At 75.3% G+C, this 12,459-nt stretch carries 14 protein-coding genes; 6 read left to right on the top strand and 8 right to left on the bottom strand.

Features of this window, described 5'->3' with window-relative positions; translation table 11 throughout:
- Positions 1–239: 239 nt before the first annotated feature.
- Together ACIOJE_RS00765 and ACIOJE_RS00760 are read right to left on the bottom strand one after the other, a co-directional pair.
- A complete protein-coding gene (locus tag ACIOJE_RS00765; protein ID WP_280675681.1) occupies positions 240–1,331 on the bottom strand; it encodes a hypothetical protein in 1,092 nt (363 codons plus the stop codon).
- Positions 1,328–2,215, bottom strand: coding sequence for an RNA polymerase sigma factor (locus ACIOJE_RS00760; RefSeq protein WP_400772806.1), 888 nt, complete (start codon positions 2,213–2,215; stop codon positions 1,328–1,330). The genes ACIOJE_RS00765 and ACIOJE_RS00760 overlap by 4 nt, the downstream gene beginning before the upstream one ends.
- A 1-nt stretch (position 2,216) precedes the next feature.
- On the opposite strand from ACIOJE_RS00760, the gene ACIOJE_RS00755 reads away from it, so the two are divergent.
- From ACIOJE_RS00755 to ACIOJE_RS00740, 4 genes are all read left to right on the top strand, one after another.
- Positions 2,217–2,408 (top strand): hypothetical protein, encoded by a 192-nt coding sequence (locus ACIOJE_RS00755; protein WP_400772462.1) that lies wholly within the window; start codon positions 2,217–2,219, stop codon positions 2,406–2,408.
- Positions 2,409–2,483: 75 nt separating this feature from the next.
- Positions 2,484–3,206, top strand: a complete 723-nt coding sequence (locus ACIOJE_RS00750) for a VC0807 family protein (RefSeq protein WP_400772461.1) — start codon at positions 2,484–2,486, stop codon at positions 3,204–3,206.
- A 127-nt stretch (positions 3,207–3,333) separates the two neighbouring features.
- The gene (locus ACIOJE_RS00745) at positions 3,334–4,074 is read left to right on the top strand and encodes a tyrosine-protein phosphatase (protein WP_400772459.1); all 741 of its coding nucleotides are present in this window, start codon (positions 3,334–3,336) and stop codon (positions 4,072–4,074) included.
- Between the two features lie 115 nt (positions 4,075–4,189).
- Complete coding sequence (locus tag ACIOJE_RS00740) at positions 4,190–4,951, top strand: Clp protease N-terminal domain-containing protein (RefSeq protein WP_400772456.1); 762 nt, start codon at positions 4,190–4,192, stop codon at positions 4,949–4,951.
- 67 nt (positions 4,952–5,018) lie between these two features.
- Here ACIOJE_RS00740 and ACIOJE_RS00735 read toward each other — a convergent pair whose 3' ends face one another.
- The gene (locus ACIOJE_RS00735) at positions 5,019–5,510 is read right to left on the bottom strand and encodes an NUDIX domain-containing protein (RefSeq protein WP_400772454.1); all 492 of its coding nucleotides are present in this window, start codon (positions 5,508–5,510) and stop codon (positions 5,019–5,021) included.
- A gap of 80 nt (positions 5,511–5,590) precedes the next feature.
- Positions 5,591–6,028 carry an SRPBCC domain-containing protein gene (locus ACIOJE_RS00730; RefSeq protein ID WP_280675693.1) on the bottom strand — a complete coding sequence of 146 codons (438 nt, stop codon included), beginning with the start codon at positions 6,026–6,028 and terminating at the stop codon, positions 5,591–5,593.
- A gap of 225 nt (positions 6,029–6,253) precedes the next feature.
- On the opposite strand from ACIOJE_RS00730, the gene ACIOJE_RS00725 reads away from it, so the two are divergent.
- A complete protein-coding gene (locus tag ACIOJE_RS00725; RefSeq protein ID WP_280675695.1) occupies positions 6,254–6,580 on the top strand; it encodes an STAS domain-containing protein in 327 nt (108 codons plus the stop codon).
- Here the strand turns inward: ACIOJE_RS00725 and ACIOJE_RS00720 are convergent.
- The 4 genes from ACIOJE_RS00720 to ACIOJE_RS00705 all read right to left on the bottom strand — a co-directional run bounded on the left by ACIOJE_RS00720 (position 6,488) and on the right by ACIOJE_RS00705 (position 9,649).
- Positions 6,488–7,465, bottom strand: a complete 978-nt coding sequence (locus ACIOJE_RS00720; protein WP_280675697.1) for a sigma-70 family RNA polymerase sigma factor — start codon at positions 7,463–7,465, stop codon at positions 6,488–6,490. The genes ACIOJE_RS00725 and ACIOJE_RS00720 overlap by 93 nt on opposite strands.
- 70 nt (positions 7,466–7,535) lie before the next feature.
- On the bottom strand, positions 7,536–8,765 hold the full coding sequence (locus tag ACIOJE_RS00715; RefSeq protein WP_400772452.1) for a serine hydrolase domain-containing protein: 1,230 nt from the start codon (positions 8,763–8,765) through the stop codon (positions 7,536–7,538).
- A gap of 188 nt (positions 8,766–8,953) precedes the next feature.
- Positions 8,954–9,226: a hypothetical protein gene (locus tag ACIOJE_RS00710; protein WP_280675701.1), complete on the bottom strand. Its 273-nt coding sequence runs from the start codon at positions 9,224–9,226 to the stop codon at positions 8,954–8,956.
- A gap of 156 nt (positions 9,227–9,382) precedes the next feature.
- Positions 9,383–9,649, bottom strand: a complete 267-nt coding sequence (locus ACIOJE_RS00705; RefSeq protein ID WP_280675703.1) for a UBP-type zinc finger domain-containing protein — start codon at positions 9,647–9,649, stop codon at positions 9,383–9,385.
- A gap of 169 nt (positions 9,650–9,818) precedes the next feature.
- Here ACIOJE_RS00705 and ACIOJE_RS00700 point away from each other — a divergent pair, with 169 nt between their 5' ends.
- On the top strand, positions 9,819–12,458 hold the full coding sequence (locus ACIOJE_RS00700; protein ID WP_400772450.1) for a lysylphosphatidylglycerol synthase domain-containing protein: 2,640 nt from the start codon (positions 9,819–9,821) through the stop codon (positions 12,456–12,458).
- The last annotated feature ends 1 nt before the right edge of the window (position 12,459 follow it).

Genomic DNA, 12,459 nt, shown 5'->3' with positions numbered 1-12,459 from the left:
GGCCGGGCCGGCGGCGCGTCCGGGGAGAGCGCGTGCCGGTCCGGCCGGGGCCGGCCGGGCGGTCGGCGGGCACGGGGGAGCCGACCGGCCACCCGGGGTCTTCGGGTGGTGCTGACCAGCGGTGCCGCGCGGCGGCGGCACTGCCGTGGTGCGAGTACTGCGGGTACTGCGGGTGGTGCGATCCGGGTGAGCGGCGAGCCCGGGGGGAGTCGCTCGCCGCTCACCCGGAGTTCTGGGGGTTACCTCTGATCCGGCTGATCCGACTGGCTGCTGCCGGACCGGTCGGGCCTGCTCGGGCGGACGTCGGGCGGGGTCGGCACGGCCGGCAGCGCCGGGATCGTCGCGCCGGACCGGCCGGGCTTGGCTCCGGCGCCGCCGTCGGCCCTGTCCTGGCCGTTGCCCTTGCCGTTCCCGCCGTCGGCGTTGTCCTTCCCGTTGCCCTTCCCGTCGCCGCCGTTCCCCTTGGTCGCGCCGGGGACGGTCCTGCCGGGCCCGGGGGACGGCGCGGTGGCGTCCTGGTGGTCGTCGCCCGCCGCGCCGAGCGCCTCCGCGCAGAAGTCCGCCATCTTCTCCGCCCCGCCGGCCGCCGAGACCAGCGGACCGAACTGCGGCTCGGTGCCCAGCAGGCGCTCGCCCTTGCCCGTCCGGTCGGCGAACGCGCGGCAGAGTGCGATCAGAGCGGGCGGGACCGACCGGGTGCCGTGCCCGTCCGCGTCCGCGTCGGCGGAGGGGCTGCCGGGCGTCGTCGGGGCGGTGGACGGCCCGACCACCTGCGGGCCGCCGCCGGAGGAACCACCGGACGGACGGGCGGACGGGGCACCGGAGGAGGTGCCGGGCGAGGCGGAGGAGGAACCGGCGGACGAATCGGCGGACGGGGTACCGGGCGCGCTGCCGGAGGACCCGCCCGCGGCGGCGAGCGTGTGCTCCGGTGTGGAGGAGCCGCCGCCCAGCGGGGACGGCAGGTTGCCGGTGCCGGCGGCGACCGCGACCCCGCACAGCGCGGTGGCGCCGAGCACGGCGGCAGTGGCCTTCGTGCTGAAGGCCCTGGCCAGCGCGGCGGTCGCCATCGATCGTCTCCGGACGGGTGCGGTCACTAGGGGGTCGGACGTGAGACGGGCCTCCCGGAACGCGGCCAGGGCGGCCTCCTCCCCGGCCAGTTCGCGGGCCGTCGCCGGGGCGGCGGCCGCGGCGAGGACCCGGGCGAGCTGCCCGGGACCGTCGTCCGGTCCGGTGAGCGAGGCGTCCTGCCCGGCCGGCGGGCCGCCCACGGCACCGCCGAGCAGATGCTCGGCAGCGTCACGGTCGATCCGACGGGATCGGTTGGTGCTCATCTCATGTCCTTCAGCGTCGCGGCCCGGCGTTCTGTCACACCTTGCGGAGAACTTTTTTTCGCGGGCTTCCCCGCGGCTTTCCCGGCGACTTCCGCTTTCCCGGCGGCTTCCTCAGCGGGCTCTTCGGCAGCTCCCCCGGCGGGCTTCTGCGCCGACCGCCGCACGGGCCACCCCGCCGCCGGTGCGGCCTCGCGCGCGGCCGGGATCCCGACCCCGGCGGAGAAGGGCTGTTCCAGCACCTTGGCCAGTCTCCGCAGCCCCCGGTGGGCGGCCATCCGGACGCTGCCGGCCCGCTTGCCGAGCACCCGGGCGGCGCTCTCGGCGTCCAGGTCCATGACCACCCGCAGCAGGACGGCCTCGGCCTGGTCGCGCGGCAGCCGGGAGATCAGCGCCAGCGCGTCGGCGGTGCCGACCGTGGTCAGCGCGGCGCCCGCGGTGTCGTCCCCGGCGGCCAGCCCGGCCAGGTACTCGAAGGGCAGGTCGGCGACCGGGCGGCGGCGCCGGGCCCGCAGGTGGTCGAGGGCGCGGTGGCGCGCGACGGTGGCGGCCCAGCCGCGGAAGCCGTCCCCGTCGCCGGAGAAGCCGTGCAGGTCGCGGGCGATCTGCAGCCAGGTCTCGGAGGCGATGTCCTCGGCGTCCTGGGCGTCCTCGGGCCGGCCGCCGACCAGCACCCGCAGGTAGCGCAGCAGGCCCGGCTGGACGGTCCGGAACAGCAGCCGGAACGCCTCCTCGTCCCCTGCCTGGGCGGCCCGGACGGCCTCGGTCAGATCGACGGGGACGGGGGCCCGGCCCGCCGGCGGCCCGGCGGGCCGTACTGGTCCGGACCGGCCGACGGGGCTGCCGGTGCCCGCTCCGGGGCGCTCTGCACTCTGCACCCGCCACATCATGCGCCATCCGGGCGAACGCCTCGGGGTGCGGGCGAAGGGTCGGGCCGAACGGGACGGGGCCGAGCCGGACCGGGCCGGTGCGGAGACCTCCCTCTTCCCCGCCGCGCTGGAGGACGTCAACGCCGCGGGTGTCACGGCTCGCACCATGACAACTGTCACGCGGATCCCGCAACGGACGACACTGCTCTGACGGAGGGTCGGACGGAAAGACTGGAGGCACGACGCGGGCACCTGCCCGCGGCCACCAGTCGGGGAGGAACCCACCGTGAGCCAGACCGTCAGCGCCGCTGCCCCCACCGCCCCCGCCGCCCCCGCCAAGGCCGGCAAGGCCCCGAACCCGGCGGTCTCCGGACTCCGCCCGCTCGCCCTCGACGTGGCCGCCCCGCTGGTCGGCTACTACCTGCTGCACTCGGCCTGCGGCCTGAGCGAGTTCGCCGCGCTGGCGTGGAGCAGCGCGATCCCGGCCGGCCGGACCGTCCTCGGCCTGCTGCGCGAGCGCAGGCTCAACCTGTGGGCCGCGCTGATGCTGGTCGTGAACCTGGCCGGCCTGGCGCTCACCTTCGTCACCGGCGACGCCCGGCTGATGATCGCCAAGGACGGCGGGCTGACCGGCACCGTGGCGCTGGCGGTCCTGGTCTCGGGGCTGATCGGCCGCTCGGTGATGACCCCGATGGTGATGCCCTTCATCACCAAGGGCAAGCGCGACCGCGCCGCCGCCTGGCAGCGGCTGGTCGAGGGCCGGGCGGCCGGCTCCCGGGCCTTCCGCCGCCACGAGCGGGTGTTCGCGGGCATCTGGGGCACCGCGCTGCTGGCGGAGTGCGTCGCCCGGGTGGTCGGCGCCTTCACCCTCCCGGTGGCGACCATGGCCTGGCTGTCCACCGTGTTCCTGATCGGCGCGATCGCGGCCGGCTCGATGCTCGGTCAGATCGCGGTCGAGCCGATGGCGAAGCTGGTCCGCGCCGAGGCCGAGGCCCCCACCGCCGCCTGACCCGGACCCCGCGACGAGCTGAACCAAGGATGCCGGCGATCCGAACGGCGAGGAACCATCCGGATCTCCCGGGAGTCCTTCATAACGAGGGGGTAACGGGACCCCCGGTCGAGGAAACGGGGATCCCATGAGCAGGACGCACGCGCTGAGCACCACCGAGGAACGCACCCTCGTCTGGGACGGCTGCCTTAACGTCCGCGACCTGGGCGGGCTGCCCACCGTCTCCGGCCGGCCGACCGCGCGCGGGGCGATAGTCCGGGCGGACAACCTGGACCGCCTCACCGCCGAGGGCTGGGACGGCCTCCTGGACCACGGCGTCCGCACCGTGGTCGACCTGCGCAACGCCGAGGAGTACAAGCCGCTCCTCCCGCTCCCCGAGGGCGTCGAGCTGATCCGCGTCCCGCTGGACGAACTCGCCGGCCCCGCCTGGTGGGAGGCCTACGGCCGACTGGACGGCACCCCGCTCGCGCTCCGCCCCTACCTGGACCACTGCCCGCACGCCGCCGCCGCGCTGATCGCCGCCATCGCCGGCGCCCGCCCCGGCGGCCTGGTCGTGCACTGCGGCGCCGGCCGCGACCGCACCGGCCTGGCAGCCCTGCTGCTGCTCGCCCTGGCCGGCGTCGAACGGGCCGCGATCGTCGAGGACTACCTGCTCAGCGGCCCCAACGTCCGCCCGCTGTACGGGATGCTGGGCCTGCCGGACCCGTACCGCCGAATCGACGCGGTGCTCGCCGAGGCCGGCACCACCGCCGAGGCCGCCCTGTCGGGCGCGCTGGACGACCTCGACCCGGCCGGCTACCTGCTCGCCGCCGGGGCCACCCCCGCCGAGGTCGCCGCCGTCCGGGCCCGCCTCCTGCCCAACTCGTAGCACCTCGGCCGCGATTGACGGCCCATCCGACCCCTCCTGGCCACCGGGGAAAACCATCCACACCCATCGTCAACCGATGGTTGACGACACGGGATCGACAACCTACGGTTGACGCATGGAGAATCCCGTCGTTCCCACCACCACCCCGCTGCGCCTCGACGACCTGATCGCCGCGATCAAGAAGGTCCACCCCGACGCGCTCGACCAGTTGTCCGACGCGGTCATCGCCGCCGACCACCTCGGCGACCTCGCCGACCACCTGATCGGCCACTTCGTCGACCAGGCCCGCCGCTCCGGCGCGTCCTGGACCGACATCGGCCGCAGCATGGGGGTCAGCAAGCAGGCCGCCCAGAAGCGATTCGTCCCCAAGGACCCGGGCACCCCCACCGACCTCGACCCCAGCCAGGGCTTCAGCCGGTTCACGCCCCGGGCCCGCAAGGTCGTGGTGGCCTCACAGGAGGAGGCCCGGCGGGCGAACAACGCCGAGATCACCGCCGAGCACATCCTGCTCGGCCTGCTCGCCGAGCCCGAGGGCATCGCGGTCAAGGCACTCGCCGCCCAGGGCGTCACCCCCGAGGCCGTCCGGACGGCGACCACCGCCGTCCTGCCGGCCGCCGTCGAGCAGACGCCGCCCGCGCTGATCCCGTACGACGGGCAGGGCAAGAAGGTGCTGGAGCTGTCCTTCCGCGAGGCGCTCAAGCTCGGGCACAACTACGTCGGCACCGAGCACATCCTGCTCGCGCTGCTGGAGTTGGAGCACGGCGAGGGCGTGCTCGCCGGCCTGAAGGTGGACAAGCCCGAGACGGAGACCTTCGTCTCGGAGACCATCGCCGCCATCATCGCCGCCCGGAACGCGGAGCCCGAGCAGCAGCAGTGAGGCACTTCGCCCCAGCCGTGCCCCGGATGGAACTCCCACCCGGGGCACGGCACTTCGGCTGGACCGCTCAGAAGCCGGAGACGTGTGTGGTGACGATCCGCACCCGGCCGTCGACGGCCGCCTCCAGCGCCGCCCGCAACCGGGCCGAACGGGCCGGGCCGAGGAGCTCCAGCGCCTCCTCGACGGTGGCCCAGCGGTGCGTGTCCAGTTCGCCGACCGGGACGGTCACGGGGGTGCCGTCCGGGACGGTGCCGAAGTCGAACATCAAGTGCTCGGCGGGGTGGTCGAGTTCGGCCGAGGGGTGGGTCCAGGAGATGGCCAGCAGCTCCCCGGCCGCCTTGACGATGCCGGTCTCCTCCCACAACTCCCGGGCGGCGCACTCGACCGGGCCCTCGCCGAGGTCGATCGTGCCGCCCGGGAACTGCCAGTGCTCGCGGTACCCGGCCTTCACGATCAGGACCCGGCCGGACTCGTCCCGCAGCAGGCAGCCGGCCGCCGCGTAGATCCTGGGCAAGGACGCCAACCACTCCTCGCGGGACTTCAAGGGCTCAGCCGTCACTGCGATCCTCCTGGGGCACGGTGGTCCTGGACCGCCTACTCTGCCACCGGGCCACCGGGCCCGCCGGTGGCAGGGCGGGCTCAGTGCCGGGCGGCGAGGTGCTCGACCAGGCGGTCGAAGCTGGAGTTGAGGCCCGCCTCGGCCTCCGGACCGCAGTACATCGCCGGCACCTCGGTCTGACGCAGGACCACCTCGGCGCGGCCGTCGCCGAGGTCCTTGAAGGTCAGCGTGGAGCGCATGCCCACGCCCTCCTCGGCCAGGGCGATCAGCTCGCCCGGGCGGATCTCGGTGATCGTGGCGCGCATCGGGTACTTCTCACCGGTCTCGTCGATGGTCATGGTGCTGTCGTAGCGCCCGCCCACCGTGGGCTCGATGGTCACGGTGTCCAGCTCGACGTGGGTGCCGACCGGGCCCCAGAAGCGGATGAACTGCTCGGGCTCGACGTAGGCGCGGAAGGCCGCGTCCGGGGTGGCCGGCAGCTCGCGGGTGATGGTCAGCTCGCCCAGGTTCTCGGTCATGGCATGGTCCTTCGTGTTCGTGAGTGTCCGTGGTGCGCTTGCACAGGGGTAGACCGGGGCCGCATCCGAAACTCATCGCTCCCCGCGGAGATGTTTTCGAGAAGTTCTGAGAAGTGCTGAGCAGTTCTGCGGAGTTCCGGGTTCTGGGGAGTGCCGGGTTGCGGAGTGCCGGGGAAAGTTCCGCCGGGGCCGATGAGCCCGGGCCGCCAGGCCGGTCCAAGCAGTATGGAGACCGCCCGGAAGACCCCGACCGCCCCCGTCCTGACCTGTGACCTGGGCGCGCTGGCCGCGCCCGACCTGGCCGTCGTCGACGCCCTCGCCCGGCTGCGGCTCGCCGCCGCGCGGTACGGGGTGGGCGTGGTACTGCTGAACGCGAGCGGCCCGCTACGGGAACTGCTCGCGTTCAGCGGGCTCGCCGCCCTGCTGCCGGGGGCCGTGGACCCCCTCGGCGTCGAGTGGCTACTCGGCGTCCAACCGGGGCGGGAGGCCGAACAGCGGGAAGAGCACGTCGGTGTCCAGGAAGCTGGTGAACCCGGTGATCCGGCCCGCTGACACCTCCGGCACGATCAGCGCCCACGGCTCGTGCCCGCCCGCCGGGCTCGGCCGGTACTGGGCGAAGGCCGGGCCCCCGTTGGCCGTCACCGGGAGCAGCCGGGAGCCGCGGCAGCCGTGGCCGGGGCCGAGCATCCAGTCCCGGATCTCGTCCCGACCCCGCAGCCACATCGCGAACGGCGGCATGTTGAGCGTGACGTCCTCGTGCAGCAGCGCGGCGAGGCCGTCCATGTCGTACGCCTCGAAGGCGCGGACGTAGCGGTCCAGCAGGGCGCGGTGGTCGTCGTCCAGGGCGGGGGCCGGGCGGGCGGCCTCGCCGTCCGCGGCGAGCACCGCGCGGGCACGCTGCAGCGCGCTGTTCACCGAGGCCACCGTGACGCCGAGCAGTTCGGCCACCTCGGCGGCCCTCCAGCCGAGCACCTCACGCAGGATCAGCACCGCCCGCTGCCGGGGCGCGAGGCGCTGCAGCACGGCGACGAAGGCCAGCTTCACCGACTCGCGCTGGGCGGCCACCTCGGCCGGATCGCCCGTCTCGGGCAGCACCCGGCCGTCCGGCGCGGGGCCGATCCAGGTCACCTCGGGCAGCTGGGTGCCGTTCGCGGTGGCCACCGTCACCGGGCCGGCCAGGTCCATCGGGCGGGCCCGGCCGTTGCGGCCGTTCAGCGCGTCCAGGCAGACGTTGGTGGCGATCCGGTACAGCCAGGAGCGCAGCGCGGCCCGGCCCTCGAAGCCCCGGTGGCCGCGCCAGGCGCGGACCATCGTCTCCTGCACCGCGTCCTCGGCCTCGAAGACCGAACCGAGCATCCGGTAGCAGTAGCCCGTCAGCTCCGTCCGGTACCGCTCCAGCTGGAGCTCGACCGGCTCCTCCGTGATCAGGTCGGTCATGGTGCGCCCCCGTCGTCCTGCCGTGCCCTGCCGAACGGGACGAACGTAGCGCAGGGCACTGACAGTCGGCTCACCGCTTCCCGTACACCTGGCCGGAGCCGAACCCGGTGGTCACCAGCTTCCACAGGGTGGGGAACTCCTCGCCGCTGATCCCGGTCGGGTCGAGGCCGACGACGACGGTGCGGGAGAGGTCCCGGGTGGCGAACACGGCGCTGCTGTAGCCGGGCCGGGCGCCGGTCTTGCCCCAGATCTCCGTGCCGTTCGGCAGGACGGCGCGCATCAGGCCCTTGCTGAAGCAGGCGTGCCCGGCGGTCGGGCCGAGGTCGCAGGACTTGTTGTGGTTGTTCGGCACGTCCGGCACCGCGAACAGCTCGGCCTGCTGGGCGGGCGGCAGCAGCCGGCCGCGGAACAGCGCGGTGAAGAAGCGCTCCAGGTCGGCGGCGGAGGAGATCATGCCGCCCTCGGCCCACGGGTACGGGCTCTGCTCGGTCACGTCCACCCGGGTCGTCGTGCCGTCGGCGGCGCGGACGTCCACGTAGCCGGAGGCGTGCGGGCCCCGGATGGACAGGTCGTCGGCGGCCGGGACGTAGGTGGCGTGCAGGCCCAGCGGACGCGTGATCCGCTGCCGCACCTGGTCGGCGAAGGTGTCGCCGGTGATCTTCTCGATCACCATCCCGGCGACGAAGGTGTTGTTGCCGTTGTACTGCTGCGCGGTGCCCGGCGCGAAGCCCATCGGCTGGGTGAGCATGTCCGCCACCACCTGCTCGGGCGTGAAGGAGTCCGCCTTGTGCGCGGCGAACCACGCCGTGCTGCCGTCCCCCGAGGTCATGCCGCCACCGCCGGGCAGGCCGCTGGTGTGGTCGAGCAGCTGGCCGACGGTGACCGCCGGGTAGCCGGCCGGCAGCAGCCCGGGCAGGTACTGCTGCACGGTGCCGTTCAGGTCGACCCTGCCCTCGGCGACGAGCTGGAGCATCACGGTCGCGGTGAACACCTTGGAGATGCTGCCGATCCGGAACCGGGCGTCCGCCGGGACATCCGCCCCCGAGGTGCCGCGCCACCGCGCGTCCGGGCCGCCGACCCGGACCAGCCCGCCGGTGATGTCGGCGGGCAGGGTGTCGAGGGTCCGCGCGAGCGCGTCCCGGTCCAGCGGGCCCGGCCGGGCGCCGGAGGCGGTGGCGGCGGCGGTCGACGGGGCGTCCGCGGCCAGGGCGGGCGTCGCGGCGCCGGCCGTGACGGCGGCGAGCAGCGCGCCGGCCGCCGCGAGGGTGGTCCAACGGCGGTTGCGCACAAGGGTGTTCATCTGAAGGCTCTCCAACTGCGGCTCGCCCGTCGGGCGGTGGTTCGGACGGGACGAGTCTTCGGCAGAGCCACCGTCCGGACCATCCGGGGCGACCCCGAGCCGCCCCGGAACCGTCCCGGAGAACACCCCTGAGCATGCGTCAGGGGCGGGCGCCGGAACTCGGCGCCCGCCCCCGGACTCGGAACCGATCAGTGGGCGGAGTGCTTCTCCGCGCCGCGGTGCCGGTGACCCTTGAGCTCGGCGTGCATCGCCGGGGTGGCGTGCGCCGCCGAGGACGCCCGGTCGCGCCCGCCGTGCCGGAAGGCGTCGGGCGCGGCGTACCCGGCGCCGGCGGTGGACATGGCGTCGGCACGCAGTCCCGGCACCAGCCGGGTGGGCGCGGTCGCCATGCCGCGGCGCTCCAGCAGCTCCTGGGTGCCCTGGCGGAGCTTGGCGGTACTGCCCGGTGTTCGCTTGGTCATCGTCGGCCTCCCTTCGGCGGCCACCGGCCGGACGGTTGTCGACCGGAGGGGCCACATGGGCTTTATGTCCGGATTTTATCGGGCTTGCCCGCCGCTGCCACCGGGAACGGGGAACAGCCGGCCCGGGCCCGCAGGCCGGGCCCCCGGCCCCTGACCTCAGCCCATGACCTCGTGGACGAAGCACCAGCGCCAGTCCTCGCCCTGCTCGTACGAGCGGATCACCGGATGCGAGGTGTTGTGGAAGTGCGCGGTGGCGTGCCGCTGCGGCGAGAAGTCGCAGCAGCCGATGTGGCCGCAGTCCAGGCAGATCCGCAGGTGCACCCAGTCCCGGCGCCCCTGGGCCAGGCAGTCGGCGCAGCCGTCGGCCGGCGGGAGGGGGTCGATGTCCCGGGGGGCCGCGGCGAGGTCTTCGCAGGCACTCATGCACGCAGGGTAGTGACGGCCGGGCCGGGCCCGGTCTCAGGACACGCCGCGCGCCCGGTCGGCCTTCCCGGCACCCTCCCCCGGGGCCGGCCTGCTGCCCGGCACGGGCGGCGGGCGGGCTTGTGGACTCCGGCTCCGCCGCCACGGGAGGCATGGGAGCATGCCACCCGTGGCTATCGTGACGGGGAGAACGAACGGCGACACCGGCGGTAGCGAAGCCACCGGGACGCCCGTACCGGCGGACACCGGCATACCGGCGCGCACCGGCACCGACCGGCCCTCGCCCCGGGCGGTGCCGGAAACCGGCCGGATCCGGCAGCCCGTCGCCCTCATCCGGCTGCTCGCCGGGCTCGTCGCCGTCGCCCTCACCCTGCTGCTCGCCGACTACGCCCAGGCCACCACCGGCGGCATCGCCGCCGACGTCGCCGGAGCCGCCGAGTTGGTGCCCCGGCCGCTCGCCGGACTCGCCGGCGGCCTCACCACCGCCGCCGTCCTGCTCCTGCCCGTCGTCCTCGCCGCCCGCCGGCTGCTCGGCCCCGACCGGCGCCGCGCCCTCCAACAGGTCTCCGACGGTCTGCTCGCCGCCGTCCTCGCCTACGGCGCCACCCTCGCCCTCGACCTGTGGGCCGACCGCTTCGCCCCGGTCTCCCTGCTCGCCGCACTCACCCAGGCCCGGCCCGACGGCGTCCTCGGCCACACCGAGCCCGTCTACGGCTACCTCGCCCCCGTCCTGGCCTTCATGACCGCCTCCGGCACCCGCGAACGCCGCGTCCCCTGGGCCGTCCTCACCCTCTCCGGCCTGGCCGGACTCGCCGGCGGCTACGCCACCCCCACCGCCCTCCTGCTCGGCCTGCTCATCGGCTGGACCGGCGCCCACGGCACCCTCTACGCCGTCGGCACCCCGGACCCCCTGCCCAGGCCCGGCGACATCCTGCGCGCGCTGCACGAGAGCGGCCTGCGCCCGGTCGAGGCCCACCCGGCCGGGCCCGACCGGTACCTGGTCCACCAGGGCGACGACCGGCCCGGCCTGGACGTCCAGCTCCTCGACCGCCAGGCCGTCACCGCCGCCGCCGTCCAGCGCGCCTGGCGCCGGCTCCGGCTGCGCACCGCCCCCCACCCACGTGCCCTGCGCTCCCCGCGCGCCGGCCTCGAACACGAGGCGCTGGTCACCTACGCGGCCCTCGCCGCCGGCGTCCGCACCCGCCGCATCGCCGCCACCGCCGGCCTCGGCCAGGACACCGCCCTCATCGCGTACGAACGCCTCCCCGGACGCACCCTCGACCTGCTCGCCGACCAGGAGATCACCGACGAGCTGCTCGCCGACGCCTGGCGGCAACTCGCCCGGCTCCAACGCCGGGAGGTCGCCCACCGGGCGCTCGTCCCGTCCGCCCTGCTGGTGGACGGGACGGGCGCGGTGCACCTGGTCGACTTCGCGGACGGCGACATCGCGGCCAGCGAACTCGTCCTGCGCTGTGACCTCGCCCAGCTCCTCACCACCCTCGCCCTGCGCGCCGGTGCGGCCCGCTCGGTCCGCACCGCCGTCGCCGTCCTCGGTCCCGACACGGTCGGCGCCGCGCTCCCCCTCCTGCAGCCCATCGCCCTCGCCCGCAGCACCCGCCACGCGCTCAAACGCGCCGACCGGGCGACCGCGACCGCGGCCCGGACGGGCGGCACCACGGCACGGGCGGGCGGCACCACGGCACGGGCGGGCGGCACCGCGGCACGGGCGGGCTGCACCGCCAAAGTCCTGCCCGCCCCCCGGACCGCCCCGGACACCGCCGCCGCCGACGGTGCGGCGGGCGGGCTGCTGGAGGAGATCCGGGCCGAGGTGCTGCGAACCCGGCCGCAGGCGGTGGTGCGGCCGGTGCGGTTGGAGCGGCTGAAGCCGCGGACGCTGCTGGCCGTGGTGGGCGGGGTGGTCGCCGGGTGGCTGCTGATCCCGCAGCTGTTCGCCGCCGAGGACAACCCGATCGCGGCGGTGGCCGACGCCGACCCGGCGTGGCTGGCGCTGGCGCTGGTGGCGGCGGCGCTGAGCCACGTGACGGCGGCGATGGGGTTCGTCGGGTTCGTGCCGGAGCGGCTGGACTTCCGCAACGCGGTGCTGGCGCAGCTGGCCGGGGCGTTCGCGAAGCTGGTGTCGCCCGGGGGCGTCGGCGGGGTCGCGTTGAACACCCGGCTGCTGCAGCAGGCCGGGATCCCGACGGCGCAGGCGCTGTCCAGCGTCGGGGTGGGGCAGTTGATCGGCCTGGTGCTGCACCTGCTCCAGCTGGGCGCCTTCGTCTACCTGCTGGATCTGCAGCCGGGCGGCTCGGAGCTGGACGCGCTGCCCGCCGTGGTGGGCGGGCTGGCGGGGGCGGCGGCGCTGCTGGCGGTGGTGTCGGCGGTGCCGCCCGCCCGGCGCTGGCTGGCGGCGCGGCTGCGGCCGCTGACCGCCGAGGTGCTGCCGCGGCTGCTGGACCTGCTGCGCAGCCCGGCCCGGCTGGCGGTGGGGCTGACCGGTCAGCTGATGGTGTCGATCTGCCTGATCGGCTGCCTGTACTGCTGCACCCGGGCGATCGGCCGGGAGCCGTCCTTCGCCTCGGTGGCGGTGGTGTTCCTGGTCGGCAACGCGGCGGGCAACGTGGCGCCGACCCCGGGCGGGGCCGGCGCGGTGGACGGGGCGCTGATCACGCTGCTCCAGCAGACCGCGTCGATGGAGAAGGGCGGCGCGCTGGCGGCGGTGGCGATGTACCGCCTGCTGACGCTGATCCTGCCGGTGCTGCCGGGCTGGGCGGCGATGACCTGGCTGCAGCGCCGCCGGGCGCTCTAGG

It is taken from the genome of Kitasatospora sp. NPDC087861 (assembly GCF_044742585.1).
Lineage (GTDB): Bacteria > Actinomycetota > Actinomycetes > Streptomycetales > Streptomycetaceae > Kitasatospora.
Note: the sequence above shows the minus strand (reverse complement) of the source record. Positions and strands in the feature narration are given on the sequence as shown.

What these genes read in the sequence shown, in the direction of transcription:
- ACIOJE_RS00765 (WP_280675681.1), bottom strand. Translation starts at nt 1,331, where the DNA reads ATGAGCACCAACCGATCCCGTCGGATCGACCGTGACGCTGCCGAGCAT.
- ACIOJE_RS00705 (WP_280675703.1), bottom strand. Translation starts at nt 9,649, where the DNA reads ATGAGTGCCTGCGAAGACCTCGCCGCGGCCCCCCGGGACATCGACCCC.
- ACIOJE_RS00760 (WP_400772806.1), bottom strand. Translation starts at nt 2,215, where the DNA reads ATGTGGCGGGTGCAGAGTGCAGAGCGCCCCGGAGCGGGCACCGGCAGC.
- ACIOJE_RS00725 (WP_280675695.1), top strand. Translation starts at nt 6,254, where the DNA reads ATGGAGACCGCCCGGAAGACCCCGACCGCCCCCGTCCTGACCTGTGAC.
- ACIOJE_RS00720 (WP_280675697.1), bottom strand. Translation starts at nt 7,465, where the DNA reads ATGACCGACCTGATCACGGAGGAGCCGGTCGAGCTCCAGCTGGAGCGG.
- ACIOJE_RS00755 (WP_400772462.1), top strand. Translation starts at nt 2,217, where the DNA reads ATGCGCCATCCGGGCGAACGCCTCGGGGTGCGGGCGAAGGGTCGGGCC.
- ACIOJE_RS00745 (WP_400772459.1), top strand. Translation starts at nt 3,334, where the DNA reads ATGAGCAGGACGCACGCGCTGAGCACCACCGAGGAACGCACCCTCGTC.
- ACIOJE_RS00715 (WP_400772452.1), bottom strand. Translation starts at nt 8,765, where the DNA reads ATGAACACCCTTGTGCGCAACCGCCGTTGGACCACCCTCGCGGCGGCC.
- ACIOJE_RS00730 (WP_280675693.1), bottom strand. Translation starts at nt 6,028, where the DNA reads ATGACCGAGAACCTGGGCGAGCTGACCATCACCCGCGAGCTGCCGGCC.
- ACIOJE_RS00710 (WP_280675701.1), bottom strand. Translation starts at nt 9,226, where the DNA reads ATGACCAAGCGAACACCGGGCAGTACCGCCAAGCTCCGCCAGGGCACC.
- ACIOJE_RS00740 (WP_400772456.1), top strand. Translation starts at nt 4,190, where the DNA reads ATGGAGAATCCCGTCGTTCCCACCACCACCCCGCTGCGCCTCGACGAC.